General features: G+C 57.3%; 28 protein-coding genes. 20 read left to right on the top strand and 8 right to left on the bottom strand.

The window, feature by feature from the left end:
- Positions 1-67 precede the first annotated feature (67 nt).
- Positions 68-940 (top strand): 50S ribosomal protein L11 methyltransferase, encoded by an 873-nt coding sequence (locus tag ACR0B3_RS13450; RefSeq protein ID WP_480809523.1) that lies wholly within the window; start codon positions 68-70, stop codon positions 938-940.
- 104 nt (positions 941-1,044) lie between these two features.
- On the top strand, positions 1,045-1,389 hold the full coding sequence (locus ACR0B3_RS13445) for a hypothetical protein (protein ID WP_170686008.1): 345 nt from the start codon (positions 1,045-1,047) through the stop codon (positions 1,387-1,389).
- Positions 1,390-1,499: 110 nt separating this feature from the next.
- Here ACR0B3_RS13445 and ACR0B3_RS13440 read toward each other — a convergent pair whose 3' ends face one another.
- On the bottom strand, positions 1,500-1,712 hold the full coding sequence (locus tag ACR0B3_RS13440; protein ID WP_170686007.1) for a DUF1127 domain-containing protein: 213 nt from the start codon (positions 1,710-1,712) through the stop codon (positions 1,500-1,502).
- A gap of 333 nt (positions 1,713-2,045) precedes the next feature.
- Between ACR0B3_RS13440 and ruvC the strand changes: the two genes are divergently transcribed.
- The 18 genes from ruvC to ACR0B3_RS13350 all read left to right on the top strand — a co-directional run bounded on the left by ruvC (position 2,046) and on the right by ACR0B3_RS13350 (position 18,472).
- A complete protein-coding gene (ruvC, locus tag ACR0B3_RS13435; RefSeq protein ID WP_480809522.1) occupies positions 2,046-2,543 on the top strand; it encodes a crossover junction endodeoxyribonuclease RuvC in 498 nt (165 codons plus the stop codon).
- Positions 2,540-3,217: a Holliday junction branch migration protein RuvA gene (ruvA, locus tag ACR0B3_RS13430; protein ID WP_480809521.1), complete on the top strand. Its 678-nt coding sequence runs from the start codon at positions 2,540-2,542 to the stop codon at positions 3,215-3,217. Before ruvC ends, ruvA begins: the two co-directional genes overlap by 4 nt.
- Before the next feature lie 4 nt (positions 3,218-3,221).
- Positions 3,222-4,241 (top strand): Holliday junction branch migration DNA helicase RuvB, encoded by a 1,020-nt coding sequence (gene ruvB / locus ACR0B3_RS13425; protein WP_170686004.1) that lies wholly within the window; start codon positions 3,222-3,224, stop codon positions 4,239-4,241.
- Positions 4,242-4,304: 63 nt separating this feature from the next.
- On the top strand, positions 4,305-4,928 hold the full coding sequence (locus ACR0B3_RS13420) for a hypothetical protein (RefSeq protein ID WP_480809520.1): 624 nt from the start codon (positions 4,305-4,307) through the stop codon (positions 4,926-4,928).
- Positions 4,925-5,308, top strand: coding sequence for a tol-pal system-associated acyl-CoA thioesterase (ybgC, locus tag ACR0B3_RS13415; protein ID WP_480809519.1), 384 nt, complete (start codon positions 4,925-4,927; stop codon positions 5,306-5,308). The genes ACR0B3_RS13420 and ybgC overlap by 4 nt, the downstream gene beginning before the upstream one ends.
- Before the next feature lie 105 nt (positions 5,309-5,413).
- Positions 5,414-6,109, top strand: coding sequence for a protein TolQ (gene tolQ, locus ACR0B3_RS13410; protein ID WP_480809518.1), 696 nt, complete (start codon positions 5,414-5,416; stop codon positions 6,107-6,109).
- Between the two features lie 2 nt (positions 6,110-6,111).
- The gene (gene tolR, locus ACR0B3_RS13405; RefSeq protein WP_170721213.1) at positions 6,112-6,582 is read left to right on the top strand and encodes a protein TolR; all 471 of its coding nucleotides are present in this window, start codon (positions 6,112-6,114) and stop codon (positions 6,580-6,582) included.
- A 15-nt stretch (positions 6,583-6,597) separates the two neighbouring features.
- Positions 6,598-7,701: an energy transducer TonB gene (locus tag ACR0B3_RS13400; RefSeq protein ID WP_480809517.1), complete on the top strand. Its 1,104-nt coding sequence runs from the start codon at positions 6,598-6,600 to the stop codon at positions 7,699-7,701.
- On the top strand, positions 7,698-9,017 hold the full coding sequence (gene tolB, locus ACR0B3_RS13395) for a Tol-Pal system beta propeller repeat protein TolB (protein WP_480809516.1): 1,320 nt from the start codon (positions 7,698-7,700) through the stop codon (positions 9,015-9,017). Before ACR0B3_RS13400 ends, tolB begins: the two co-directional genes overlap by 4 nt.
- A gap of 86 nt (positions 9,018-9,103) precedes the next feature.
- Positions 9,104-9,607, top strand: a complete 504-nt coding sequence (gene pal, locus ACR0B3_RS13390) for a peptidoglycan-associated lipoprotein Pal (RefSeq protein ID WP_480809515.1) — start codon at positions 9,104-9,106, stop codon at positions 9,605-9,607.
- 4 nt (positions 9,608-9,611) lie between these two features.
- Entirely contained in the window at positions 9,612-10,442 is an 831-nt protein-coding gene (gene ybgF / locus ACR0B3_RS13385) for a tol-pal system protein YbgF (protein WP_480809641.1), read from the top strand.
- Positions 10,439-11,692 (top strand): tRNA lysidine(34) synthetase TilS, encoded by a 1,254-nt coding sequence (gene tilS / locus ACR0B3_RS13380; protein ID WP_480809514.1) that lies wholly within the window; start codon positions 10,439-10,441, stop codon positions 11,690-11,692. The genes ybgF and tilS overlap by 4 nt, the downstream gene beginning before the upstream one ends.
- Positions 11,693-11,769: 77 nt before the next feature.
- On the top strand, positions 11,770-13,686 hold the full coding sequence (ftsH, locus tag ACR0B3_RS13375) for an ATP-dependent zinc metalloprotease FtsH (protein ID WP_480809513.1): 1,917 nt from the start codon (positions 11,770-11,772) through the stop codon (positions 13,684-13,686).
- A gap of 94 nt (positions 13,687-13,780) precedes the next feature.
- Positions 13,781-14,356 (top strand): MOSC domain-containing protein, encoded by a 576-nt coding sequence (locus tag ACR0B3_RS13370; protein ID WP_480809512.1) that lies wholly within the window; start codon positions 13,781-13,783, stop codon positions 14,354-14,356.
- Between the two features lie 166 nt (positions 14,357-14,522).
- Positions 14,523-16,199 carry a formate--tetrahydrofolate ligase gene (locus ACR0B3_RS13365; protein WP_480809511.1) on the top strand — a complete coding sequence of 559 codons (1,677 nt, stop codon included), beginning with the start codon at positions 14,523-14,525 and terminating at the stop codon, positions 16,197-16,199.
- A 57-nt stretch (positions 16,200-16,256) separates the two neighbouring features.
- Entirely contained in the window at positions 16,257-16,562 is a 306-nt protein-coding gene (locus ACR0B3_RS13360) for a chorismate mutase (protein WP_480809510.1), read from the top strand.
- Positions 16,563-16,611: 49 nt separating this feature from the next.
- Positions 16,612-17,502: a bifunctional methylenetetrahydrofolate dehydrogenase/methenyltetrahydrofolate cyclohydrolase FolD gene (gene folD / locus ACR0B3_RS13355; protein ID WP_170685992.1), complete on the top strand. Its 891-nt coding sequence runs from the start codon at positions 16,612-16,614 to the stop codon at positions 17,500-17,502.
- Between the two features lie 232 nt (positions 17,503-17,734).
- Positions 17,735-18,472 carry a LytTR family DNA-binding domain-containing protein gene (locus ACR0B3_RS13350; RefSeq protein WP_480809509.1) on the top strand — a complete coding sequence of 246 codons (738 nt, stop codon included), beginning with the start codon at positions 17,735-17,737 and terminating at the stop codon, positions 18,470-18,472.
- Positions 18,473-18,475: 3 nt separating this feature from the next.
- Here ACR0B3_RS13350 and pdeM read toward each other — a convergent pair whose 3' ends face one another.
- The 7 genes from pdeM to ACR0B3_RS13315 form a co-directional block, all read right to left on the bottom strand.
- Positions 18,476-19,138 carry a ligase-associated DNA damage response endonuclease PdeM gene (gene pdeM, locus ACR0B3_RS13345; protein ID WP_480809508.1) on the bottom strand — a complete coding sequence of 221 codons (663 nt, stop codon included), beginning with the start codon at positions 19,136-19,138 and terminating at the stop codon, positions 18,476-18,478.
- Between the two features lie 40 nt (positions 19,139-19,178).
- Positions 19,179-21,590 (bottom strand): ligase-associated DNA damage response DEXH box helicase, encoded by a 2,412-nt coding sequence (locus tag ACR0B3_RS13340; RefSeq protein ID WP_480809507.1) that lies wholly within the window; start codon positions 21,588-21,590, stop codon positions 19,179-19,181.
- 49 nt (positions 21,591-21,639) lie between these two features.
- Entirely contained in the window at positions 21,640-22,947 is a 1,308-nt protein-coding gene (locus ACR0B3_RS13335) for an ATPase (RefSeq protein ID WP_480809506.1), read from the bottom strand.
- A 117-nt stretch (positions 22,948-23,064) separates the two neighbouring features.
- Positions 23,065-23,610: a prepilin peptidase gene (locus tag ACR0B3_RS13330; RefSeq protein ID WP_480809505.1), complete on the bottom strand. Its 546-nt coding sequence runs from the start codon at positions 23,608-23,610 to the stop codon at positions 23,065-23,067.
- 3 nt (positions 23,611-23,613) lie between these two features.
- Positions 23,614-24,465: a tetratricopeptide repeat protein gene (locus tag ACR0B3_RS13325; RefSeq protein ID WP_480809504.1), complete on the bottom strand. Its 852-nt coding sequence runs from the start codon at positions 24,463-24,465 to the stop codon at positions 23,614-23,616.
- 27 nt (positions 24,466-24,492) lie between these two features.
- Positions 24,493-25,020: a tetratricopeptide repeat protein gene (locus ACR0B3_RS13320; protein ID WP_480809503.1), complete on the bottom strand. Its 528-nt coding sequence runs from the start codon at positions 25,018-25,020 to the stop codon at positions 24,493-24,495.
- Positions 25,021-25,093: 73 nt separating this feature from the next.
- Positions 25,094-26,068, bottom strand: a complete 975-nt coding sequence (locus ACR0B3_RS13315; protein ID WP_480809502.1) for a type II secretion system F family protein — start codon at positions 26,066-26,068, stop codon at positions 25,094-25,096.
- Between the last annotated feature and the right edge of the window lie 10 nt (positions 26,069-26,078).

Genomic DNA, 26,078 nt, shown 5'->3' with positions numbered 1-26,078 from the left:
TCGCCCGTGCTTGACCTCGGCGTCGCGCCGCCCTAGGCGCTGGGGAAGATTGAGACAGGAGGCCCAAATGCCCACATTCACCGCGCTGACCACCCTGACCGGTAAGACCGCTGCCGAAGGTCTTGGCGAGGCGATGGAACGGTTGGATCCTGAACCCACTGGCGTTGGCGTGTTCGAGGTCGAAGATGGCTCGGGCTTGTGGGAGGTGGGCGGCTATTTCACCGAAACTCCGGACGAAACCGCGTTGGCTGTTCTAGCTGCCGCGTTTGAGGCCAAGCCCTTTGTTGTCTCGGAACTCCCTCATACAGACTGGGTCGCGCATGTGCGCCGCGAACTGGCCCCCGTCGAGGCAGGACGCTTTTTTGTCTATGGCAGCCATGATGCCGACAAGCTGCCCGAAGGCCGCATTCCGTTGTTGATTGAGGCCGCAATGGCCTTTGGCACAGGGCACCATGGAACGACCCTTGGGTGCCTCAAGGCCTTGGACTTTCTTCTGGACCAAGGGTTCTCGGCAACCAAGATCGCCGATATCGGTTGTGGAACCGCCGTGTTGGCGATGGCTGCCGCGCGGGTCTGGGACGGCGATATTATCGCCAGCGATATTGATGAAGTTGCAGTCGACGTTGCCGAGGCGAACCTCAAGGCAAACGGAATGGCTGGTGCGGTAAACTGCGTTGAAGCGGCCGGATTCGATCATCCGGATTTGAAGGCGCACGCGCCCTACGATCTGATTTTTGCCAACATCCTCAAAGGACCACTGGTGGCGCTTTCGCCCGAGATTTCAGCGAATCTTCGCGCTGGCGGGCAGGCGATTCTGTCAGGAATCCTCAATGAGCAGGCGGATGACGTGGTCGCGGTTTATCTACAAAATGGCTTCAATCTGGTCCGCAGGGATCAGATTGGTGAATGGACGACCCTAATCTTAAGCAAACAGGGCTAAAATAAGGCCATTTACAGGAGTTTTGTGGATATACGCCACGTTTATGTCGCATTCTCTTTTTACCGTCTCTGAATGCAATCGGGGGGCGGTTTTCGGAGGCTGCCATGACAGGAAAACAACTCGAATTCGATCAGCGCATCACGCGTTTGAACAAAAAGCACCAGAAACTGAGCCGGGGCTATCGTGCCACGATGCGCGCGGATGGGCTGGTGGTGATGAAACCACAGCGCATGCGTTCAGCCGTTTCGCTCAAGGTGCTTTTGGTTTGTTTTGTTGGTTTCTTTGCATTCAAGGCGTTCCTGCTGTCCCATCTCGGTCCGACTGCATATGAAACGCGTGTTGAAAGCCTGAATCAAGGAACGCCTGTTGAACAGGCTGGTGCCTGGATCATGCAGGCCGACCCGGTGACCGCGTTTTTATCGAGCCATCTGAACAAGGTTTGGTACTAACCGGGCATCTTGCACCCTCCTCACGACAAAAACACCGCTGGCCTTCTGGCAAGCGGTGTTTCTGTTTGCCCCACAGGGAGGAGGAAGGGGCATATAAGCGGTGGCTAGGTTCAGCGACGGCCTTCGGCGACTACGTCGATGTCGCCACGGCACAGGCCGATATCGTCCAGTTCACGGTCGGTCAGACCGCTCAGCGCGTTGCGTGTAGCGCGGGCGTCGTTCCATTCCTCAACGGTGTTTACAACCGCTGCAAATGTCGCGCCGATACGGCCGACGAGGCCGAATGAGCCAGTGGTGGTGCGGGTGGTGTCCAGTGCAGCCATATCCTGTTTCCTTCTGGTTTGTGTTAAACTCTGATCTTGCGATCTGAGCGGCATCTAGAGATGCAAAGTCCGCTCGACAAGCGCAGATTTTGCAACTGTCCTATGCAATTTTTGCAATGCTCAAAAATGCTTAAAACCCCTTAAATTGTTGGTTAATCTCGCCTCATAAATGTGTCGAAAACAAACGGATCTCTGTCGTAATCAGACTTTGGTAAAGCGGGTGCGACATGAATGTCGGTTTTAGACTGCGGGCCGAATTCCTTGGAAAATGTTCATGCTTCGTGCTAGTCGATGGAAAAAGATCACACGAACCCGAGCAGGTCGAGACAAAGCATGCGAATTCTGGGCATTGATCCGGGGCTTAGAACTCTGGGATGGGGCGTCATCGAATCGCATGGCAGCCGCTTGAGCCACGTCGCCAATGGATTGTGCAAATCAGACGGGGATGATCTGGGCGAGAGGTTGCTGTCACTTCACAACCAGATCGTCGAGGTCATTGCCGAACATCGGCCTGATCAGGCGGCTATTGAACAAACCTTTGTTAATAAGGACGGTGCCGGCACGCTGAAACTGGGACAGGCACGCGGGGTGGCTTTGTTGACATTGGCGCAGGCTGGCTTGCCGGTTGGGGAGTATGCTCCGAACCGCGTCAAGAAAACCGTGGTAGGAGTTGGTCACGCCGAAAAGGAGCAGGTTCTCCACATGGTCAAGTTGCAATTGCCCGGATGTTCGCCCAAAGGGGCAGACGCCGCTGACGCATTGGCAATCGCGATTTGTCATTCATATTACGGTTCCGCCCCACAAGCACGGATGAAAGAGGTGCGCGCATGATCGGCAAACTTACCGGACGGTTGGATTACCGCGCGGCAGATCACGTTCTGATCGATGTGCGCGGAGTAGGCTATCTGGTTTATTGTTCGGACCGGACCATGGCTGCCTTGCCCGGCGTGGGCGAAGGGATTTCGATCTACACCGACATGGTCGTGCGCGAAGATCTGATGCAGCTTTATGGCTTTCTGTCCTTGGTCGAGAAAGAATGGCATCGTCTATTGTGCTCGGTGCAGGGTGTGGGTGCGAAAGTTTCATTGGCAATTCTCAGCGCGTTGGGACCAGATGGAGTCAGCCGAGCGATTGCATTGGGCGACTGGGGTGCGGTCAAAGCAGCCAAGGGCGTTGGGCCGAAGACGGCACAGCGGATCGTGCTGGACCTCAAGGACAAAGCCCCGGGCGTGATGGCCATGGGTGGTACCGTGACCGAAGCAATGGATGGCCCCGCGCTGGAAGTCGTCGAAACGGCTGAGCCTGCACCGGCGCCCAAGCGGGTGGCAAAGCCATCCTCGGGTGCTGCGGCTGCTTCGGCAGGTGCGCTGTCAGCGTTGGGCAATCTTGGCTATGGCCCTTCCGAAGCTGCCTCGGCTGTGGCTGAGGCCGCCGCCAATTTGCCGGACGCGGGTGAGGCTGATCTGATCCGCGCGGCGCTAAAGCTTCTGGCTCCGAAAGGGTAGTTGAATGGTCGATTCTGATCCCGCTCTGAGGCCCGAGCCGATGGCCGAGGACAATGACCGCGCGCTGCGCCCTCAGGGCCTGGACGAGTTCATTGGTCAGGCAGAGGCGCGCGCCAATCTGCGCATCTTCATCCAATCTGCCCGTCAGCGCGGCGAAGCCATGGACCATACGTTATTCCATGGCCCTCCGGGATTGGGGAAGACCACTCTGGCGCAGATCATGGCGCGCGAATTGGGGGTGAATTTCCGTATGACCTCGGGGCCGGTTCTGGCCAAGGCGGGTGATCTGGCGGCGATCCTGACTAATCTGGAATCACGGGATGTGCTGTTCATCGATGAAATTCACCGTCTGAATCCAGCGGTCGAAGAAGTGCTGTACCCTGCGATGGAAGATTTTGAGCTTGATCTGGTGATCGGGGAAGGCCCAGCCGCGCGGACAGTACGGATCGAGCTGCAGCCGTTTACACTGGTCGGAGCGACCACAAGAATGGGTCTGCTGACCACACCACTGCGGGATCGTTTTGGTATTCCGACCCGGTTGCAGTTTTATACGGTCGATGAGCTGCACGAGATTGTCACGCGAAACGCGCGCAAGCTGGGTGCACCCGCCGATGACGAAGGGGCACGAGAGATCGCGCGCCGGTCACGCGGCACCCCGCGGATTGCGGGCCGTCTGCTGCGGCGCGTCGTGGACTTTGCCATTGTCGAAGGGGATGGGCGGATCACGCGCGATCTGGCAGATGGGGCGTTGACCCGGCTGGGCGTTGATAATCTGGGTCTGGACGGGGCGGATCGGCGCTATCTGAAACTGATTGCCGAGAACTATGCGGGTGGGCCGGTTGGGATCGAAACGCTTTCGGCAGCACTGTCGGAAAGCCGGGATTCGTTGGAAGAAGTGATTGAGCCTTACCTGCTGCAGCAGGGTCTGATCCAACGGACGCCACGTGGGCGGATGCTAGCGCAGAAGGCGTGGACGCATCTGGGGATGGCTGCGCCAAAGCGCCAGAGCGATCTGTTTGGTTGAAGACGTGCGCGTTAGATTTTATGCCTCTGGCGGGAGTATTTTTGAAAAGATGAAGGGCTGGGCGTGACTCCGGATCAGATCGAGGCGCTGTTTACCCGCGATAGCGGAGAGTTTTTGTTTGCGCGCTGGGGCCGCCCCATCGTGCCAATCGTCTTCGGTGTCGAGGACGAAACGCTATCGACCGTCAAAGGCGCGTTTGAGGCGGTTGTTACTCTGGCAAATCACAAGATGGCCGAAACGGACCCGGAACTGGGTGCTAACTGCATGGTCTTCTTCTTTCGCGATTGGCAAGAACTGCTGGAGGTCCCTGATCTGGATCGCCTGATTCCGGATTTGGCCCCGCTGGTCGAGCGGTTGGAGGCGGCTGACGCCAATCAGTATCGCATTTTTCGGTTCGAGGAAGATGGTGCCATTCGGGCCGCATTTGTGTTTCTTCGTATGGACAAAGAGCTGTCAAAGATACCGGCAGAGACTCTGGCGCTGGGTCAGGTGGTGCAGACGATATTGTTGTGGTCCGACGGGGCATTTCGCGATGCCTCCCCTCTGGCCATCGCGGGTGACGCAACGATCCTGCGACCAGATATTGCCGCTTTGATCCGGGCTGCCTACGATCCGGTCTTGCCGCGTGCAGCGCAAGATACCTCTCATGCGTTGCGCCTGTTTGCCAGATTGGAAGCACCGCAATGAAGCATATCTACCCGGTTCGCGTGTATTACGAAGATACCGACATGGGCGGGGTGGTGTATCACGCAAACTATTTGAAGTTCATCGAACGGGCCCGATCTGACTGGGTCCGAAATTTGGGCAACGATCAGAATGCGATGCGTGATGCGGGCATTGTTTGGGTCGTGCGGCGGATCGAGGCTGATTATCTGGCCACTGCGAAGTTTGAAGACGAGTTGACGATAGAAACGGATGTCGTTTCATTGTCCGGCGCGCGATTGACCATGTCGCAGCTGGTCAAACGGGGTGAAACCGAAATATTCCGCGCGGTTGTGACCGCCGTTTGCATGAACAAAGAAGGCAAACCTGTGCGCCTTCCGGCAGAGATTCGCGCATTAATGTAACAAATTAGCCCCTCGGGGTGGTTCTATTGGCTTTTCATCTCCATCTGCGTTAGCGTTTGGCAAAACAAGGCCAAATGGCCAACAGGCAAAACAAAGAGCAGGTTCATGGAAGCTGAAACGCTGGCGCTGGCGCAGGAGATCGATTTCTCCATGTGGGGGCTGTATGCCCGCGCGACCTTTATCGTCAAACTTGTGATGTTGATGCTGATCGCTGCATCCATCTGGTCTTGGGGCATCATCATTCAGAAGCTGATCAACTACCGGGCCGCGCGGCGCGAGGCACTGGTGTTTGATGAAAACTTCTGGTCTGGGAACCCGTTGGATGAATTGTTCGAGCAGATCGGAACCCAGCCCGATGGCAGTTCCGAAAAGATTTTTGCCGCGGGCATGATCGAATGGCGGCGCTCGCATCGCACCGATGGCGGGTTGATTGCGGGGGCGACCGCGCGGATTGATCGATCCATGGATGTTGCGATCGCGAAAGAGGCCGAAGGGCTGCAGAAAGGCTTGCCCATATTGGCCACGGTAGGCTCAACAGCACCGTTCATTGGCTTGTTCGGCACGGTGTGGGGTATCATGAATGCCTTCATCGAAATTGCCGAGCAGCAAAACACTAACCTTGCTGTTGTGGCCCCCGGTATTGCCGAGGCTTTGCTGGCTACGGGATTGGGCCTGTTGGCGGCGATACCTGCTGTGATTTTCTATAATAAACTCAGTGCGGATAGTGACCGGATCGTGGGCGGGTATGAAGCCTTTGCTGATGAGTTTGCCACCATTCTCTCGCGCCAGTTGGATAGCTGACAATGGGTGCGGCGGTTCAGCAAAGCTCGGGCGGGAATGGACGCAGGCGCGGGCGGCGGCGCGGACGGGCGCAGCCAATGGCCGAGATCAACGTGACACCATTTGTGGATGTCATGCTGGTTTTGCTGATCATCTTCATGGTGGCAGCTCCTTTGTTAACCGTCGGTGTCCCTGTTGATCTGCCAAAGACAGCTGCAAGCGCCTTGCCGGGTGATAACGAAGAGCCGCTGACCGTGACTCTGACTGCTGATGGCCGGATCCAGATCCAGACCACGGATATTCAGCGCGAAGAGTTGATTGGCCGACTGCGTGCGATTGCGGCAGAACGCAGCAGCGACCGCGTGTTCTTGCGTGCTGATGGCGCTATTCCCTATGCGCAGGTGATGCAGGTCATGGGCGCGCTGAATGCGGGCGGGTTTTCCAACGTTGGCCTTGTGACCGATACCGGCGGGCCAACGCTGGACGAAGGGTGAGAGTGAGGTTGCGCGGTGGATACCGGCACCAAGATTTCGGCAATTGCGCATGTCAGCCTGATTGGCTGGGCGTTGTTCGGCGGGACCTTTCGATCCGAGCCTTTGCCGATGGCTGTGCAGGATGTCTCGGTGATCTCGGCTGAGCAATTCGCGGCGATGACCGCACAACGCGAAGCGCCTGAGCTGCCGACGGACCCAGCAGAATTGCCGCAACCATCTGCACCGGATGAGATTGAGACGCCGGAGCCCACACTGGAAGAACAGCCCGAGCCTGAGCCTGTCACACAGCCAGAACCAGAGCCCGAGCCCGAATTTGAGCCCGAGACCGTAGAAATTCAGCCCGAGCCTGAACTGATCGAGCAAGCCCCGACGTTAACAGAGCCTGAGCCTGAAGTCGTCGCGCTTCCGGTCCCTCCGGGTCCCGAGGCCGAGCCAAGCCCGGCGGACAAGATCGCGCCCGAACAAACTCCTCCACCGCCGCCCGAGGCCGAGCCGGGTGATATCGAGACACCTGCTGTTTCTTTGGACGAAGGTGCCGAAACTCAGCAAGAACAGCAGGATCAGACTGCGCCTGTCGAAACGTCACCAGAGATCGTGACCGAGGCAGAAGAGGTTGATGATCCGGCCCCCCGAACCTCGCCCCGCCCGCGCGTGCGCCCGAACCGTCCGGCACCGCAACCCGTGCCCGAAGTGGCTGAAACGCCAGATCCCGCGCCAATTGAGCCAGCGCAAAATGAGCAAGCGATCAATGATGCGCTTGCTGAAGCGTTGGGCAATGGCACCGAACCTTCTGGCCCGCCGCTGACCAGCGGGGAAAAAGACGCGATGCGCGTTGCGGTTTCGCGCTGTTGGAACGTCGGTTCCCTATCGACGGATGCGTTGGAAACTGTTGTTGTGGTCGGATTTTCATTGACCCGGGACGGCAAAGTTGTTGGCGGCAGTTTGCAGCTACTCGACAGTTCTGGTGGCTCGGCCGCTTCTGCAAAACAAGCCTACGAGGCTGCCCGGCGCGCAATATTGCGCTGTGGTGCCCGAGGATACGACCTGCCTGCTGACAAATACGATCAATGGCAGGATATTGAGATTACATTCAATCCCGAGAGGATGCGGATCAAATGATGAAACTTCTGACCAGCCTCTTAGTTGGCCTGACCCTTCTGTCGACATCAGCCTATGCCCAAAGTGGCCCTCTGCGCCTGGAAATCGATGAGGGGATCATCGAGCCGATGCCGTTCGCAGTGCCAAGCTTTGTTCCCGACGGGCCCTCAGCGGCGCAATATGCGCAAGATATCTCACGGGTAATCGTGTCGGATCTGACGGGAACGGGCCTGTTCCGCGAAATCTCGTCGGACGCTTTCATCAGCCGCGTCAGCAGTTTCGATGCTCCGGTGCAGTTCGCTGATTGGAAAGCAATCAACGCACAGGCGTTGGTGACCGGCGCGGTCAATGTGTCGGGCAAGCGGCTAACAGTACGGTTCCGCGTTTGGGACGTGTTCTCGGGTCAGGAACTGGGCAATGGCCTTCAGTTTGCAGGTACCACCGACGGTTGGCGTCGGATGGCGCATAAGGTGGCCGATCAGGTCTATACCCGGATCACGGGCGAGGGTGCTTATTTTGACAGCCGCGTGGCTTATGTGTCGGAAAGCGGCCCAAAGGATCAGCGGCGCAAACGGTTGGCGATCATGGACTATGATGGTGCAAATGTGCAGTACCTGACCGACAGCGCAGCGATTGTGCTGGCCCCTCGGTTCTCGCCTACGGGGGACCGGCTGCTCTATACCAGCTATGAAACTGGCCAGCCGCGGATCTATCTGTTGGATGTCGGTCGTGTGCAGCGGCAGGAACTGCCGACGCAGGAAGGCACGATGAGCTTTTCGCCGCGCTTTTCGCCCGATGGCCGTTCGATCGTTTATTCGCTGACCCAAGGCGGTAATACGGATCTGTGGAAAATGGATCTGGCCTCGGGCCAGAGCGTGCGGCTGACCAATACGCCGGCAATTGAAACTGCGCCCAGTTATGCACCGGATGGCAGCCGGATTGTGTTTGAAAGCGATCGTTCCGGCACCCCGCAGCTGTATATCATGCCCGCCAATGGCGGCGAGGCGACGCGGATCAGCTTTGGTCAAGGGCGCTATGGTACTCCGGTCTGGTCACCGCGCGGGGACCTGATTGCGTTTACCAAGCAAAACAAAGGCCGTTTCCATATCGGTGTCATGCGAACAGATGGCAGCGAGGAACGCCTTCTGACGGCATCTTTCCTGGATGAAGGCCCCACATGGTCACCCAACGGGCGGGTCATCATGTTTACCCGCGAAACGCAGGGGGCGAGCGGGCGTTCAACGCTGTATTCGGTGGATATCTCGGGCCGCAATCTACGCCCGGTTCGGACACCCGATGGTGGAAGCGACCCGTCATGGGGGCCACTGCAGAATTGAACGGAACAGACAGCAGGTAAAGTTCACAACAAACCCGCAATGTGATAGAAACGCGCCAATAAACAACGAAACAAGAGGCACTTGAAATGAAACTGTTGAGCAAAGTCGCGGCGATCGGGGCGCTGACCCTGATTGCGGCCTGTTCCAATAATGATCCGTCTGCTTTAGGCGGTGGCGCTGGAGGCAGCGGCGCGCTGGTACCGGGTTCACCCAGTGATCCGCGCTCACCGGCTTATTTCCAACAGACGGTTGGCGACCGGGTTCTGTTTGCGGTCGATCAGTCCACCCTTAGCCCGCAGGCGCAGACGATCCTGCAAGGGCAGGCGGACTGGCTGCTGGCCAACCCGGATTTTGTGGCCAATATCGAAGGCCACGCGGATGAGCAGGGCACGCGCGAATACAACCTAGCGCTTGGTGCCCGTCGCGCAAATGCGGCGCGGGAGTATCTGATCTCGCGCGGGGTGGCGGGCAACCGGTTGACCACCGTCAGCTTCGGCAAGGAACGCCCGATCGAAATTTGCAGCACCGAGGATTGCTATTCCAAAAACCGCCGCGCGGTGACGGTGCTGACCGGTTCAACCTTGGGGTAAGATGATGCGAATTGCAGGTTTGGTTCTGGCGACGGTTGTAGCCGTCGCTGGTGTGGCACAAGCACAGGATCAGCAGACGCTGGCGGATATCCGTCAGGAACTGACAGTGCTGCATGTGGAAATTCAGCGTCTCAAGCGCGAGTTTTCGACCACAGGCTCGCCCGCACCGAACTTGTCCGGCAGCTCCGTGCTGGAACGTGTCGACGCGATTGAGGCCGAGCTACAACGCCTGACGCGCCAGACCGAGCAGTTGAACCAACGGGTGCAAAATGTCGTGACTGATGGCACCAACCGTATCGGCGATTTGGAGTTTCGTCTGGTTGAGCTTGAAGGCGGTGATCTGAGCACGCTGGGTGAAACCTCAACATTAGGGGGTGAGACATCGACCGATGTGGCTGTGGCCCCCACGCCGACCCCCACTCAACCCACGGTCGCTGATCAGGGTGAGCTGGCGGTGGGCGAACAGGCTGATTTCGATGCTGCATCGCAGGCTTTGGTGGATGGAGATTTCCAGACCGCGGCCGACCTGTTTGCGCAATTCGACCAGTCTTATCCGGGCAGTCCACTAGCGAGCCAAGCCAACCTGCGGCGCGGGCAGGCGCTGAAAGGGGTGGGCGATACCCGCGAAGCGGCACGCGCCTTTCTGGCCAGTTTCACCGGCGATTCCGAAGGCCCTCTCGCCCCTGAGGCGCTGTTTGAATTGGGCGCGGCGCTTGGACAATTGGGCCAAACCGATCAGGCTTGCATCACTCTCGGCGAAGTTGGCGTGCGTTTCCCGACATCGGCCCCGGCGGCTTCGGCGACGCAGGAAATGGCAACACTGGGCTGTTCTTGACCGCTGACGCCGACACGCTTCGGGCTGAATTGAGGGCGCGTTTGCCCGCCCCACTGCCGCGTCTGTTAGGCGTGGCGGTTTCCGGGGGCAGTGATTCGACCGCGCTGTTGCGATTGTTGGCGGACATCGCGCAAGAAGAGCGGCTGAACCTATTCGCGGCAACTGTTGATCATGGGCTACGGCCTGAGGCAGCCTCGGAGGCTGCCACTGTCGCAGAGCTGGCGCAAAGCTGGGGTATTCCGCATAAAACGTTGAATTGGCGGGATTGGGATGGAGCGGGCAATCTGCAGGATCAGGCGCGGCGTGCGCGATACCGGCTGTTGGTTGAATGGGCCAAGGCGAAGGGGCTGCAGGCAATTGCGCTGGGGCACACGGCAGATGATCAGGCTGAAACGGTTTTGATGCGACTGGCCCGTGCCTCGGGCGTTTCAGGGCTGTCTGCGATGCCAGAAATTCGCTCTGAGAATGGTATCGCATTGCTCCGCCCTTTACTTGCAACAACCAGGACGCGCCTTCGGGAATACCTGACGTCGCAAAATATCTCTTGGATCGACGATCCATCGAATCAGGACCAGCGTTTTGACCGTATCAAGGCGCGTCAGGTCCTTTCCGGGTTGGATCAGATCGGAATCACCGCCGAGTCGTTGGCGCGGGTTGCTGATAATATGGCACAAGCGCGTGAGGCTCTGGCGCATTACACGCGGGAGGCTGCTGACCGCTGTGTTCAGGTTTTGGACGGAGATTTGTGTATCGATCGTGGACGGTTCAATTCTCTGCCCGAGGAGATTCGACGACGTTTGTTGGTCGCGTCTGTTGCGTGGATAGCGGGCGGAGACTATCCGCCGCGTCACAAAGCAGCGGATCAGGGACTGGACGCAATCGCCGCTGGGCATGCAACCACGCTGAAGGGGTGCGTTTTGGCCTCGGGAGGTAAAAAAACTTGGATTTGCAGAGAGCTAAACGCTGTGAACGAACAGCGGGCACGCCCTTCTGAACCATGGGATCGGCGCTGGCTATTGACCGGTCCGAATACTGTGGATGCGGAAATCCGAGCGCTGGGCGAAGACGGAGTTCGCCAACTTGAGGATTGGCGTTCGGTGGGGAAACCCCGCGCTGCTTTGTTGTCGACGCCCGCTGTCTGGATCGGTGACATGCTGGTGGCGGCACCTCTGGCCGGTTTTGCGAATGAATGGCGTGCCGAACTGCTGCCGGATAGGTCCGACTTCGCATCAGTAATTTTATCGCATTGAACCTGCCACAATCCTCTCTATTTTAAGGGGTAACCCCGGCGGGTCCCCACCTGCCGAAACCTTTCAGGAGATTTTCCTTGGGCAACGCTCGCAACATCGCCTTCTGGGTCGTTCTGTTTCTGCTGATCCTGGCACTTTTCAACCTGTTTAGCGGACCCAGCGGGTCGCTTCAGGGCAATGAAAAAACCTATTCTGATTTTGTGACCGCCGTTGAGAGTGGTGAGGTCAACAAAGTTACGCTGGACGGTGAGCAGATTCGCTACACAACTCAAAACGGCGCCAGCTATACGACGATCAAACCCGGCGACGCCGAGGTTACGAAGCTGTTAATCGACAAGAACATCCCCGTTGAGGCTGTGAAACAACAGCAGTCTGGCTTCCAGTCGTTCCTGATTACGCTGCTGCCCTTCCTGCTTTTGATCGGTGTCTGGGTCTATTTCATGAACCGGATGCAAGGTGGCGGCAAAGGTGGCGCGATGGGTTTTGGCAAATCCAAGGCCAAGATGCTGACCGAAAAACATGGCCGCGTGACCTTTGACGATGTGGCTGGCATCGATGAGGCCAAGGAAGAGCTGGAAGAGATCGTCGAATTCCTGCGCAACCCGCAGAAATTCAGCCGCCTCGGTGGCAAGATTCCTAAAGGTGCGCTGCTGGTTGGCCCTCCGGGTACGGGTAAGACCCTTTTGGCCCGCGCCATTGCGGGTGAGGCGGGTGTGCCGTTCTTTACGATTTCGGGTTCCGACTTTGTTGAAATGTTCGTGGGTGTCGGTGCGTCCCGTGTCCGCGACATGTTCGAGCAGGCCAAGAAGAACGCGCCCTGTATCGTTTTCATCGACGAGATCGACGCCGTGGGTCGCCATCGTGGCGCAGGTTATGGCGGTGGTAATGATGAACGCGAACAGACGCTTAACCAGCTATTGGTCGAGATGGACGGGTTCGAGGCCAATGAAGGCGTGATCATTCTGGCGGCAACCAACCGAAAAGACGTTCTTGACCCGGCATTGCTGCGTCCGGGCCGCTTTGACCGGAACGTGACCGTTGGCAACCCCGACATCAAGGGGCGCGAGAAGATCCTGGGCGTGCACGCGCGCAAGACGCCTCTGGGCCCCGATGTTGATCTGCGCATTATCGCACGTGGTACTCCGGGCTTCTCTGGTGCGGATCTTGCGAACCTCGTGAACGAGGCCGCTTTGATGGCTGCCCGCGTGGGCCGCCGCTTTGTCACGATGGAAGACTTTGAGAATGCCAAGGACAAAGTGATGATGGGGGCTGAGCGTCGCTCGATGGTGCTGACCCAGGACCAGAAGGAAAAGACCGCCTACCACGAAGCCGGTCATGCCGTTGTTGGTCTGGAACTGCCGCTGTGTGACCCGGTCTACAAGGCGACTATTATTCCGCGCGGTGGTGCGCTGGGTATGGTTGTCTCGCTACCCGAGATGGACCGTCTGAATTATCATCGTGATGAGTGTGAACAAAAGCTGGCCATGACCATGGCGGGTAAGGCTGCTGAGGTCATCAAATACGGTGAAGACCACGTGTCCAACGGCCCGGCTGGTGATATCATGCAAGCCAGCCAGTTGGCGCGGGCCATGGTGATGCGCTGGGGAATGTCGGATAAGGTCGGCAACATTGACTATGCCGAGGCCCATGAAGGGTATCAGGGTAATACCGCCGGGTTCTCGGTCTCGGCCCATACGAAAGAGCTGATCGAGGAAGAAGTGAAGCGCCTGATCCAGCAAGGATATGAACGCGCGCACCAGATTCTGACTGAGAAGAACGAAGAATGGGAGCGCCTTGCGCAAGGTTTGCTGGAATACGAAACCCTGACCGGTGACGAGATCAAGCGCGTCATGAACGGCGAGTCTCCGACAGATGGCGATGACGAAGGCGATAACCCGGATCAGGGCAGCGCACCCAGCGTCACGGCCATTCCAAAGACGAAGGCCAAGAAATCTCCGCCAGATGGTGGGATGGAACCTGAGCCTACCGCATAACAGCAAAACCCGGAGCCAGCCTCCGGGTTTTCTCTTTTCATCAGGTCGTTGCTGGGCATTATGCCAGCAAATCTGTCATTGAAGGGGGCGCCTCATGCCGTTTCTACGTGAAACTGAATTTTCAGCCGAAGTGGTGTGGTTGGGATATGTCCCAGCAGGCCAGTCTTTGCGGGCCAAGCCTGTCGACGCTCTGGAGCTGAACTTTGATGGTGCGCTGGGTGAACGGCATCACGGGCTCAATAGGGCGTCCTGTGTTCGGGTGGCGAATCTCTATCCCAAGGGCACCGAAATCCGTAATGTGCGTCAGCTATCGGTGCTATCGGCAGAGGAGTTGGGTGGCATCGCAGCCGAGATGAACCTGGCCGAGCTTGATCCGTCTTATCTTGGGGCATCGATCGTCTTGAAGGGCATTCCCGATTTCTCTCATATCCCTCCGTCGTCACGGTTGCAGGCCGATAGCGGCTTGACGATCACTGTGGATATGGAAAACGCCCCCTGCGTTCTACCGGGTCGCGAGATTGAGGCGGATCACACAGGATACGGAGCAGCATTCAAACCGGCGGCCAAAGGGCGGCGCGGAGTTACGGCGTGGGTTGAACGACCAGGGGCGCTGAAGCGCGGCGACAAGATGCAATTGTTTGTGCCGGATCAGCCACTTTGGCAACCATAGGTTCAATCCGTTTCCGATTTGCTCACTACGATTTCCTGCAACGCCGTTTCGCGGCAAGAAAATGTCGGAATCCTTAGCCTTCTGATTTGTGTACCTCAGTATATGTTGCGCAGCGCCGACGCCTGAGCGTCGGTTTTGCACGGAATTCAATCAGGGACCCTGCCCAATGAGCTACAAATCCGACATTGAGATTGCCCGCGAGGCAAACAAGAAGCCGATCCAGGAAATTGGTGCCAAGCTGGGCATCTCCAGCGATGATTTGCTGCCTTATGGCCATGACAAGGCGAAGGTCAGCCAGGACTTCATCAACTCGGTTCAGGATCGTGAAGACGGCAAGCTGATCCTTGTGACCGCGATCAACCCGACCCCTGCGGGCGAAGGCAAGACCACCACAACCGTGGGTCTGGGCGACGGTCTGAACCGCATCGGCAAGAACGCGATGATTTGCATCCGCGAAGCCTCGCTTGGCCCGAACTTCGGCATGAAGGGCGGCGCTGCGGGCGGTGGTTACGCTCAGGTTGTGCCGATGGAAGAGATGAACCTGCACTTCACCGGTGACTTCCACGCCATCACCTCGGCCCACTCGCTGCTGTCGGCGATGATCGACAACCACATCTATTGGGGCAACGAGCAGGAAATCGATACCCGCCGCGTTGCATGGCGCCGTGTGGTCGACATGAACGACCGTGCCCTGCGTCAGATCACTGCGTCGCTGGGCGGCGTGTCGAACGGCTTCCCGCGTGAAGCTGGTTTTGACATCACCGTGGCCTCAGAAGTGATGGCGATTCTGTGTCTGGCGAACGACCTAAAAGACCTTGAAAAGCGTCTGGGCGACATCATCGTGGCCTACCGCCGCGACAAGACCCCGGTCTACTGCCGTGACATCAAGGCCGAAGGTGCAATGACCGTTCTGTTGAAAGACGCGATGCAGCCGAACCTGGTGCAGACGCTGGAAAACAACCCGGCCTTTGTCCATGGCGGACCCTTCGCGAACATCGCACATGGCTGTAACTCGGTCATCGCGACAAAGACCGCGCTGAAAGTGGCTGACTATGTCGTTACCGAGGCGGGCTTTGGCGCGGATCTGGGTGCCGAGAAGTTCATGAACATCAAATGCCGCAAGGCGGGTATTGCTCCGTCGGCCGTGGTGCTGGTCGCCACCGTGCGCGCTATGAAGATGAATGGCGGCGTGGCCAAGGCAGATCTAGGTGCCGAGAACGTCGACGCTGTGAAGTCTGGTTGTGCCAACCTGGGACGTCATATCGAGAACGTCAAATCGTTCGGCGTCCCAGTTGTCGTAGCGATCAACCACTTCGTTACCGACACTGATGACGAAGTAGAGGCAGTCAAGAGCTACTGTGCCGAACACGGTGTCGAAGCGATTCTGTCACGTCACTGGGAACTGGGTTCGGATGGCTCTGCGCCTCTGGCCGAAAAAGTGGTCGAGATCGTCGAAAATGGCGCTGCGAACTTCTCGCCGATCTATCCGGATGACATGCCGCTGTTCGAGAAGATCGAGACCATCGCCAAGCGCATCTACCGCGCCGACGAGGTGCTGGCCGACAACAAGATCCGCAACCAACTGCGCGAGTGGGAAGAAGCGGGCTATGGCAACCTGCCAGTCTGCATGGCGAAAACGCAGTACTCGTTCTCGACTGACCCGACCCTGCGCGGCGCCCCCACTGGCCACTCGGTCCCTGTGCGCGAGGTTCGCCTGTCCGCGGGTGCCGGTTTCATCGTGGTTGTCTGCGGTGAGATCATGACGATGCCAGGCCTGCCGCGCAAACCTGCGGCTGAAACCATCTGCCTTAACGACGCAGGTGAGATCGAGGGCTTGTTCTAAGCCGCCGAATAAGACATCTCGTGGTCCGGGGAACCCCCGGGCCATGAGGAGAAGAACATGCCCATTCTGACACCTCCACAAGACTGCCAATCGATGCAGGAATTGCGTGTTCAGATCGACAAGTTGGATCGCCAACTGATCGAGATGCTGGTCGCGCGCGCAGGTTATATCGACCGCGCGTCCGAGTTGAAACCAAGCGAGGGCCTGCCTGCCCGCATCCCGGACCGGGTCGAAGAGGTGGTGCAGAAAGTACGCGCCGGATCGAGCGAGGTAGGGATGGACCCGGAATTGGCCGAGCGGTTGTGGCGTATTCTGATTGACTGGTCGATTGCGCGTGAGGAACGTGTGCTCGGCGACGACTGATAATCGGGCGCATTTGCGCCCTTTTGGCTTTGAAAGAAGGGATCATAGAATGGTAGCGCAGGTTATCGACGGGAAGGCCTTTGCCGCCAAAGTGCGCGCGCAGGTGGCCGACCAGGTTGCAAAGCTGAAAGAAGAGAACGGGATCACTCCGGGTTTGGCTGTGGTGCTCGTCGGTGAGGATCCGGCAAGCCAGGTCTATGTCCGCTCGAAAGGCAAGATGACCGTCGAAGTTGGCATGAACTCGTATGAACACAAGCTGGATGCGGATACGTCCGAAGAGGATCTGTTGGCGCTGATCGATAAGCTGAACAATGATCCTGCGGTGCACGGCATTCTGGTTCAACTCCCTCTGCCCAAGCACCTGAACGAAGATCTTGTGATCAATTCGATTGATCCCGCCAAGGACGTAGACGGCTTCCACATTTCGAACGTGGGTCTGTTGGGGACTGGCCAAAAATCGATGGTGCCCTGCACTCCGCTGGGCTGCCTAATGATGCTGCGCGATCACCATGGTTCGCTGTCCGGCATGGATGCGGTTGTGATCGGTCGGTCGAACATCGTGGGCAAGCCGATGGCGCAGTTGCTACTGGGTGACAGCTGCACGGTCACCATCGCGCATAGTCGCACCAAGGATCTGCCCGATGTGGTCCGCCGTGCCGATATCGTTGTTGCCGCCGTTGGCCGCCCCGAGATGGTTCCGGGCGACTGGATCAAAGAAGGCGCGACCGTTATTGACGTGGGCATCAACCGGATTGAACGCGACGGTAAGAACAAACTGGTCGGCGATGTTGATTATGCTTCTGCCTCTGAACGCGCCGGTGCGATCACCCCGGTTCCTGGCGGTGTCGGTCCAATGACGATTGCCTGCCTTCTTGCAAATACGCTCACTGCGGCGTGCCGCGCAAATGGTCTGCCGGAGCCCGAAGGGCTGACCGCATAATCACTTCACGCAGACATTATTGGGCATAAGCACAGACTATTGTAGCAGCCGGAGAGTGCAAAAAGCTCTCCGGCCTACTTGCTTCAAAAGAAAGAGAAATTTATCCAGCGCTATCTATTCTTGACCCAGCGTCAACCAATGGTAAGCCTTCAGTTCCAGATAATTTTGGGTTTAGAATACCTTCCGATCTGGGGATTGTTGGTTTTACGTTTGGGGAGGTACGTTAGCCGGTATGATATCCAATCTGAGTCCGATCATCTCGTTTCTTAGCCTACAAAGGGTGGTGGCGGGTGTCGTTTTCATTCCACTTCTGGCATATTCCTTTGCCCCGTTTCGGGACATGACGCTGCCATTCTCTCAAAGATTGCTATTTTGGACAGGTGTCTTGCTGCTCGCGCTCGCGGCGACTTGGTCGGCTGGGAAATTGGTTCGTGAACGGTTTTGCGTTTCCGGTGTGCTGGTGCGGGATGTTGCCTTTACCATCCTGATCCTGACGCTGTTTGCTCCGTCTTTGTGGTTTTTGACCTGGATTGTATTCACTCTGAATGGCCTGTCCGCGCCTGGCTTGCTCAAAGTAGCACCGTACGGCGTTCTGTTTGCTACCGGGTTGTTGCTGGTGCATCAACGAAACGAGCCCACTGACTCCGAAGAAGCGCAAAGGCCGCGTATCTACAACCGTTTACCGGCCACTTTCCAAGGAACGATTTACCGACTGGCTGTTCGCGATCACAGTGTTGATGTGGTCACCTCAGAGGGCACATTCACCATCCGTTCGCGCTTTACCGATGCAATTGATGAGATGGAGCCTGTGCCCGGTCATTGCACACACCGATCGCACTGGGTCGTGGACTCGGCGATCGTCGGGGCCGACAAAGAAGGGGGGAAGTCTTTTCTTAACCTCAAGAACGGAGATCGGATTCCGGTCAGCAGAAAATACAAGCAGCAGCTTGTAGATGACGGGCTTTTCTAGACCTTAACGTGGCATAGGAATGAGTTGCGGCTGCGCTCCGGTCAAAATCGCGCGCGCGTCCGGTGCCATGATATCGGTCAGGGTTTGGTCTGAACTGCGCAATCCTCCGGTATAGGCACCGTACGCCGGAAGGATCAGCCTGGCCTCGTCAAACAGGAACGCAGGGCGTGAGATGGATCTTCCCCGGGCGACGAGCCTTACTTTGGGGTGATAGTGACCCGAAACCTCTCCTGCGCAGTCTGCATGCGCAATATGACGAAAGCTCAGGCCATGGCAGCCCCATTCGGACAGATGTGTCCCGCCCATCTCAACGGGGCCGGGGTCATGGTTTCCTTCAATCCAGATCCAACGGCGACCGGCTTGCAGGGTCATGATCTGCAGCTTGTCCTCAGCCGACAACGCACTTGATGCATCGATATCGTCAAAGCTGTCCCCTAAACATATCACCGTCGCGGCGCCCGTATGGGCCAGATCACTTGCCAAGCGGGTGAGCGTTTCGTGGCTATCATAGGGTGGCAGAGTTGGCCCACCCCTTCTGGCAATCCGTTCGGATTTACCCAGATGCAGATCTGAAACACAAAGCAAGCCCTGATCCGGCCACCATAACGCGCCCGAGCCCAATGCGGTCAGTTGCTGGCCATAAAATGAAAAGGTGATCTTGTTCATGATCCGTTCTTCGAACGATTTCGCGGGTCGTGCAAGAGGTTTATGCCGGTTGCAATCCAGCCGCCTGTAGCAACCGGGCGCTTTCCTCGGCCAGTAGGCGTTCTTCAGCCTCGCCTTTGACGGGAACTTTGCCAACTTCCAAGAATAGTGGGGCCGCCAGGGGTGAAACACGGTCCAATCGCAGAAGATCAATCCGATCACCGATTCGGGCAATCATGGCTTCGATCCGTCCGAAATCGACCAATCCGCGCATGGCCTCTTCGCGGGTAATTTGCATCAGAAGGTGGTCGGGATCGTATTTCAGCAACGTGTCATAAAGGATGTCAGAGGAAAATGTGGCCTGCCGGCCGTTCTTGCGCTGCCCGCCTGTATTGCGCTCGATCAGGCCGGCAATTGTAGCCGAAGCGCGAAATGTGCGTTTCATGACGGCATTGCCTGCAAGCCAAGTCTCTAACCCCTCGCGAAGAGCGTCCAGTTGAAACAGGGGGCGCGGATCGGTAACTGCATCCAATCCCCAGATCAGGGTTGCGTAGTCGGTGGCCACAAAACCCAACGGGGCAAGACCGGTCTCTTCCATACGTTTGGTGAGCAAAAGCCCAAGTGTCTGTTGCGCATTACGCCCAGCGAACCCGTAGACGCAGAGATGCTCGCGCCCTCTGTCGGGAAAGCTTTCGATCAGCAACCGGTCGCTTTGTGGCAAGCGCGACATCTCGCGCTGCAGGCAAAGCCATTCGGCTGTGTGATGGGGCAGCTGAGGCCAATCCGGCTGCGCGAACATTTTTAGTATCCGGTCACTTAGCTGCGTTGAAGTTGCGAATTTGGTGCCCGAAAAAGTAGCGATCTTGGGTTTGCGGTCGGCGCGGCGGCTTACCTCAACCACCATCTCTCGCAGGCCTTCATAGCGGACGATCTGACCACCGATCAGAAACGTATCACCGGGGGTCAGTGAGGCCGCAAACGCCTCTTCTACCTCGCCCAAGGGCTTGCCGCCGCGGCTGCGTTTGAGCCGAACCTTAAGCGTGTCGGTGTCCTGAATCGTGCCCAGATTCATACGGATGCGCTGCGCCGCCCTCGGATCACGCAATTGCCACTTCCCATCAGGTCGCTGCTGCAACCTCTGCCACCGGTCATAGGCACGCAGGGCATAACCACCGGTTGCGCAGAAATCCAAACAGGCGTCGAAGTCAGGGCGCGTGAGTTTTGCATAGGGTCCAGCTGCCGTAAGCTCCGCGTATAGCGCATCAGCCTCAAATGGCCCGGCAGCGGCGGCGATCAGAATGTGCTGGCACAAAACGTCCCGAGGACCGGACCCGCGCGGATCGCCATCCAGATCATGCTCTTGCACGGCCTCAAGCGCGGCCACGCATTCAACCACTTCGAACCGATTGGCAGGCACGAGAATGGCCTTTGAGGGGGCGTTGTAGCGGTGATTGGCGCGTCCGATCCGCTGCACCAACCGTTTGACGTTTTTCGGGGCGCCGATCTGGATCACGAGGTCCACATCGCCCCAATCGATTCCCAGATCGAGGCTGCCCGTGCAGACAATCGCGCGCAGGTCCCCCCGAACCATCGCCGCCTCGACCCGCTCGCGCTGTTGCCGATCCAGACTACCGTGGTGGATGCCAATGGGCAGGGCGTCATCATTGGCGAGCCAGAGGTTGTGAAAGAAAATCTCGGCCTGCGCGCGGGTGTTGTGAAAAATCAGTGTCGTCTTGTGCCGCCTGATCTGTTCCATAACTGCAGAGATTGCATATGCCGCGCCACCACCCGACCACGGCGGCATCTCTTGCGTTTGCAGCATCGAGATATCGGGGTCTGGGCCGGGATCGGCCTGAATAATCTGGCAAGGATCAGGGTGACGGGCCAGAAAGCGCGCGATGCCTTCGGGGTCTTCGACGGTAGCCGAAAGGCCAACCCGGCGTAGATTGGGGCAGATGGTTTGTAACCGTGCCAGCGCCAGCATCAACTGATCCCCTCGTTTGCTTTCCGCCAACGCGTGGATTTCATCAACGATGATACGCTGAACTTCTTCAAACATACGGGGCGCATCCTCGTAAGAGGTCAACAGCGCAAGGCTTTCAGGTGTTGTCAGCAGAATATGGGGCGGGTCGGCACGCTGGCGTTTCTTTTGCGTGGCCGAAGTATCGCCGGTGCGGTCTTCAATCCGAATGGGCAAGCCGATCTCTTCCACCGGAACCCGCAAATTACGTCTGATATCCGCCGCCAATGCTTTGAGCGGTGATACATAGAGCGTGTGCAAGCCTTCTTGTTGACCTTCTGCCAATTCGGCCAGCGAAGGCAGAAACCCGGCCATGGTTTTACCACCACCGGTAGGCGCAATCAGCAACGTCGCCGGATCGGCAGCCCGCTCAAACATCTCGTGCTGATGTGGGTGGATCGACCAGCCTTTGTCTGAGAACCAGTTCTGAATTGCATGGGGAATCTGCGCCATCCAGCAAATCTAGCGCAGCCCCAAGGTCATGGAAACCATGGCCCTTAGATCAGTGAATGATCTTTTCTTCCTTAACGAACATGTTGGCCCATGCGCGGTCGATCAGATCGGGGCTCATCTGATAGGGGATGCCTTCAAATTCACAGATCGAGATCATCTGGTCGATCAGGAAGATCGGCTGATAGTTCGCATAGATATTGTTGATCGTCGGGTATTTGACCTTCAACAAATGTACCAGCGCGGCCTCGTCCAGCGGCATACCACGTTTGCGGGCCACCATGGCAAAGATCTTCAGGAAGTTCTCCTGGTTCGGCCCGTCAATCTTGATCTTGAAGAAGATCCGGCGCAGGGCCGCTTGGTCAAAGATTTCATTCGGGTGGAAGTTGGTCGAGAAAATGACAAGGGTATCGAAGGGCACTTCGAACTTTTCACCCGATTGCAAGCCTAGGATATCCTTGCTCTCTTCCAGTGGAACAATCCAGCGGTTGATCAGGGCCTGAGGGGGTTCGGCCTGACGCCCAAGGTCGTCCACAATGAAGATGCCACCGGTTGATTTCAACTGCAGCGGGGCCTGATAGGTCCGCGCCGTTGGGTTGTAGACAAGATCGAGCATGCTGAGCGACAGTTCACCACCGGTTACCACGGTGGGGCGTTCACATTGCACATAGCGCGTGTCGAACCGCTTGCGGCGGCGCAGGCTGTTGGGGTCATCAGCCTCCTGCTCGATCGCCGTATGTACGATCGGGTCGTAAACTGTGATCACCTGACCGGCATATTCAATGGCACGCGGAACATAGACATTGTCCCCCAGCGCATCGCGTATTCCGTTCGAGATCGAGGATTTACCGTTGCCCGGAGGGCCATACATCAGGATCGACCGGCCTGCACTGACCGCAGGGCCCAGATGGTCCAGAAGACTGTCGGGCAAAACCAGATGCCCCATCGCGCCTGTCAACTGGTCGCGCGTAACCTGAATGTTCCGGATCGACTGTCGCTTGACCTGCTCGCGATACACATCCAGCGGCACCGGCATTGCGCCGAAATATTCAGACTGGCTCAGCGCGTCCAGCGCGCGGGCTTTGCCGGCATCTGTTAACTGATAGCCCATTTCATTGCCGGAGTTGGCGTTCAACGTACCGGTTGCTTCCAGCAGTTTCTGTTCGCGGGCGATGTCCACAATCTCTTGAGTGACGGAACCCGGCAGGCAGACGGCCTCGGCGATTTCGCTGACGGTGTCCACGTTTTTGCGAAAAACCGTTTTCAGCAGGATGTCCCGCATCATCACCAGCGGAAGTTGCATTTCGCCCAAACCCTTTGGGGCAGGGGGGGCAATCACAGAGGAGGTCTGCATATTCATGAGCGGGGCTCGTCCATACAAAAATCACGCCAAAGGCCCGTTAAGGACCGCTTTTTTCAGAATTTGGCGCGGATTTGTGGCAGGACAAAGGCGCAGGCGAGGCGCGCTGATGATTGTTTACGATCCGTGGATTATGCCCAGAATCAAATAGACAGCGAGGCTGCCTGCCAACGTCAGACCCATTGGGAATTGTTTTCCGCGATCCCAGCTTTCCCAATGCGGCGCGATCTGGCGTAGCCGCGTGTATTTCGCGAGCCGATGGGCACAGAACGCCCCCAGTAGAGTTGCGGTCAGTATCACTAAGACCAGCATCAGGTCTCCGACCCAAACAAATGCGGCTGCGGCGGCGCAGAATTTGGCGTCTCCGGCGCCCATCACACCGGCAGCATTCAGTACGATACCGATGATGAGAACGACGACCATGTGAAATAACTGCCACCCGTAGACCGGTAAAGTCAGGCTTAACGGGCCCAAATTGCCTGGAACCCACGGCCCAGACCATGGTGGCAGGGCGATGAGGCCGACGACTATGAAAACCACGGCCAGCGCCACGACCGCATGGTTCTTGATCCGCATCTCACGCATATCCGTGTAGGCAACGTAGAAACAGATCGGCAGAACAAAGGGCAGAAACCACGCTGCTGCGGCCGCTGGTATGGTCATGGATCAGGCGTCCTCAAGCGCCCGAAGCGAGCGGACCGCCTCGTCATAGTGCTGGGGATGCGTGGCAATCGCCTCACGATACAGGTTTTTCGCAAGGTTGATATCACCTTGTTTCACCGCCGAAATGGCCATCGTATTCAGCAGCCGCGCTCGTTCGGTCTGTGTCATTGGCACAACCGGGACGCTATAGTTGCCTTGCGCGCTGCGCGCCAAAACCAGATTGTTCTTGGCGGTAAACAAAGAGTTGTCCTGCTGGATCGCTTCGGTAAACAGACGCTCGGCTTCGGCATACTGGCCGCGCGACAGCTTGGAATAACCCCAGTTATTCATGACACCCGCCGGGCGCGTCGTCAGGCCAACAGCGGTTTCGTAGTAGTGGTCAGAGCGCTTCCAATCCTTCCGAGAATCCGCCACTAGCGCCTCAAGCCGATAGCGCTTGAAGGTCTCGTAGGTCGGTGGGATCCGATCCAGCGTCTCCTTTGCACCGTCCCAGTTTCCACCACGTATCTGAGCATCCGCATATTCGACACGGTCGGCGTTATTGGCGCCCTTCATGCTGAGCACGCGTTTCCACGCAGCGGCAGCTTCGGTGCTGCGCTTGGCGCGGGTTAGGGTGATTGCCAGACCGCGTTGCAAATCAATACGATCCGGATTTTTAGCGGCTGCACCCTGGAAATAGGTCACCGCCTCATTGGGATCGGCCGCGTTTAGCATAACATCATTCAGGTTGGTCTCGTCGATGACGTTCACTTCCTGAAATGTACGCTCGACCTTTTCCTCTTCGGTTTCTTTCGCGCAGGCGGATAAAACCAGCCCGCACGCAACCATCGTCGGAATCAAGAAGGGTTGGCGCATTTTTTGCGTCCTTTTACTGCTCTGCCTCTATTGCCGGGTTTTGCGCAGAACGAATTCTCCGTCGCCGCGCTGCTCCAGCTCAAATTCTTGTTCTTGTGGAGTATTATTAACAGGATTTTCTATTTTTGCGAGTGCTAACCGCAGATTGTCACGGATTGCGTCACTTTCGCCATTGTCCAATGCGTAGGCTCTGCGGAACACTTGGGCTGCTTCGGCAAATTCACCTGTTTCGACAAGGAACACGCCCAGATTATTCCATGCGACGGGCCAGTCGGGGTCATCCTCGACCGCACGGCGAAGGAGCGGTTCAGCTTGGCCAATCCGGCTTAGACCCAGATTGGCCGTTCCAAGCGATGTCAGAATTTCCGGAGTCATGCCTTGTTGCAACGCAGCACGAGTAAAGGATTCAAGCGCAAGCTCATATTCGCCCGCTGCCATCAACCGGTTTCCGACGGCAACCTCATCTACCGTAGGCCCTTTAGGGTCGACGCCCGGTGCAAACGGATCGTCCGTCGCAGTTGTTTCAGTGCAAGAAGCCACCATGGCGAAAACCATGGCGGCCTGAAAAATCCTGCTAAGGTACCAATAAGTCAGATTGGCGCTCCCGCGCAAAAGAAGATTCTTTTCTTCATCTTCCAAACTCCATGATAGCTTTCGCCGAAGGACCAACAAGAATGACCAGCAGTGGGGGAACGGTCAGCATCATTGTCGCAAGCGTCATTTTCGTTGGCAACTTATTCGCGGCCTCTTCGGCGCGCATCACGCGCTTGTCACGCATTTCATCGGCGTAAACCCGCAAGGCTTCAGCAATTGATGTCCCGAAAGTCGCCGACTGGATCATCACGGTTACGAATGCGCTTACGTCCTGAACTCCGCATCTTGTCGCAAAATCACGCAGAACGGTATCCTTCTCCTTACCGGCCTTCATTTCGTAGGCGACAACCTCAAACTCAAGCGCAATGTCCGGATAAGATGCCTTCATTTCGGATGCGACCCGAACGATCGCCTGATCCAATGACTGACCAGCTTCGACGCAGACTAGCATCAGATCGAGCGTGTCAGGGAAGCCGTTTACAATTGCCTCCTTGCGCTCTTCGACGCGTCGCGTGATCCAGTACTTGGGTACGAAATATCCAGCAATGCCAGGTCCCAGAACGCGGATCAGCAGTTGGGTCGTATCAAACTCCTGATCCCCTGCGAATACCGTAACCAGTGTGACCCCGACTAAAATTCCGACTATGCCCAATGCAAACTGAGCAAAGTGAAAGAACCGAACGGCGTCTTTCGACTGATAGCCGGCTTGCCGCAGTTTAAGTTGAACTGCCGAATATTCTTTTTCGTCCTTTGGTTCGAGAAAATTGGCAAACTTCTCAAGCTGCTCGTTTCGGCTGGCAGTTCTGAGGCGCTCTTTCTTTTCTTTCTTGCTAGTCTTTGGCGCAGAATTCGACCGTTGCAGTTTCTTGAGCGGATCTTCCGGCTGGTTCAGCATCAAAGGCACTGTGACCAGGATCATGAACAATCCCAAGACGCCGACAACGATCAGCGGGCCGAATTCGCCAAGGTTCTCTTTTAGCAGCTCGTTGATCTGGTTCAAAAATTCCATCTTTGGGCCT

The sequence above is a fragment of the Ruegeria sp. CE9 genome, from assembly GCF_056537425.1.
The sequence above is the reverse complement of the archived record's forward strand: the minus strand, read 5'-3'. Positions and strand labels throughout refer to the sequence as shown.

Bases quoted from the DNA above. Each gene is read 5' to 3' on its own strand.
- ybgC (WP_480809519.1), top strand. From the start codon at position 4,925: ATGAAGCATATCTACCCGGTTCGCGTGTATTACGAAGATACCGACATG.
- ACR0B3_RS13315 (WP_480809502.1), bottom strand. From the start codon at position 26,068: ATGGAATTTTTGAACCAGATCAACGAGCTGCTAAAAGAGAACCTTGGC.
- ACR0B3_RS13445 (WP_170686008.1), top strand. From the start codon at position 1,045: ATGACAGGAAAACAACTCGAATTCGATCAGCGCATCACGCGTTTGAAC.
- ACR0B3_RS13335 (WP_480809506.1), bottom strand. From the start codon at position 22,947: ATGAATATGCAGACCTCCTCTGTGATTGCCCCCCCTGCCCCAAAGGGT.
- pal (WP_480809515.1), top strand. From the start codon at position 9,104: ATGAAACTGTTGAGCAAAGTCGCGGCGATCGGGGCGCTGACCCTGATT.
- ybgF (WP_480809641.1), top strand. From the start codon at position 9,612: ATGCGAATTGCAGGTTTGGTTCTGGCGACGGTTGTAGCCGTCGCTGGT.
- tolB (WP_480809516.1), top strand. From the start codon at position 7,698: ATGATGAAACTTCTGACCAGCCTCTTAGTTGGCCTGACCCTTCTGTCG.
- ACR0B3_RS13360 (WP_480809510.1), top strand. From the start codon at position 16,257: ATGCCCATTCTGACACCTCCACAAGACTGCCAATCGATGCAGGAATTG.
- ACR0B3_RS13440 (WP_170686007.1), bottom strand. From the start codon at position 1,712: ATGGCTGCACTGGACACCACCCGCACCACCACTGGCTCATTCGGCCTC.
- ACR0B3_RS13450 (WP_480809523.1), top strand. From the start codon at position 68: ATGCCCACATTCACCGCGCTGACCACCCTGACCGGTAAGACCGCTGCC.
- ACR0B3_RS13325 (WP_480809504.1), bottom strand. From the start codon at position 24,465: ATGCGCCAACCCTTCTTGATTCCGACGATGGTTGCGTGCGGGCTGGTT.
- ACR0B3_RS13370 (WP_480809512.1), top strand. From the start codon at position 13,781: ATGCCGTTTCTACGTGAAACTGAATTTTCAGCCGAAGTGGTGTGGTTG.
- ACR0B3_RS13365 (WP_480809511.1), top strand. From the start codon at position 14,523: ATGAGCTACAAATCCGACATTGAGATTGCCCGCGAGGCAAACAAGAAG.
- pdeM (WP_480809508.1), bottom strand. From the start codon at position 19,138: ATGAACAAGATCACCTTTTCATTTTATGGCCAGCAACTGACCGCATTG.
- ACR0B3_RS13340 (WP_480809507.1), bottom strand. From the start codon at position 21,590: ATGGCGCAGATTCCCCATGCAATTCAGAACTGGTTCTCAGACAAAGGC.
- ruvB (WP_170686004.1), top strand. From the start codon at position 3,222: ATGGTCGATTCTGATCCCGCTCTGAGGCCCGAGCCGATGGCCGAGGAC.
- ACR0B3_RS13330 (WP_480809505.1), bottom strand. From the start codon at position 23,610: ATGACCATACCAGCGGCCGCAGCAGCGTGGTTTCTGCCCTTTGTTCTG.
- ruvA (WP_480809521.1), top strand. From the start codon at position 2,540: ATGATCGGCAAACTTACCGGACGGTTGGATTACCGCGCGGCAGATCAC.
- tolQ (WP_480809518.1), top strand. From the start codon at position 5,414: ATGGAAGCTGAAACGCTGGCGCTGGCGCAGGAGATCGATTTCTCCATG.
- ACR0B3_RS13350 (WP_480809509.1), top strand. From the start codon at position 17,735: ATGATATCCAATCTGAGTCCGATCATCTCGTTTCTTAGCCTACAAAGG.
- tolR (WP_170721213.1), top strand. From the start codon at position 6,112: ATGGGTGCGGCGGTTCAGCAAAGCTCGGGCGGGAATGGACGCAGGCGC.
- ACR0B3_RS13320 (WP_480809503.1), bottom strand. From the start codon at position 25,020: ATGGTTTTCGCCATGGTGGCTTCTTGCACTGAAACAACTGCGACGGAC.
- folD (WP_170685992.1), top strand. From the start codon at position 16,612: ATGGTAGCGCAGGTTATCGACGGGAAGGCCTTTGCCGCCAAAGTGCGC.
- ruvC (WP_480809522.1), top strand. From the start codon at position 2,046: ATGCGAATTCTGGGCATTGATCCGGGGCTTAGAACTCTGGGATGGGGC.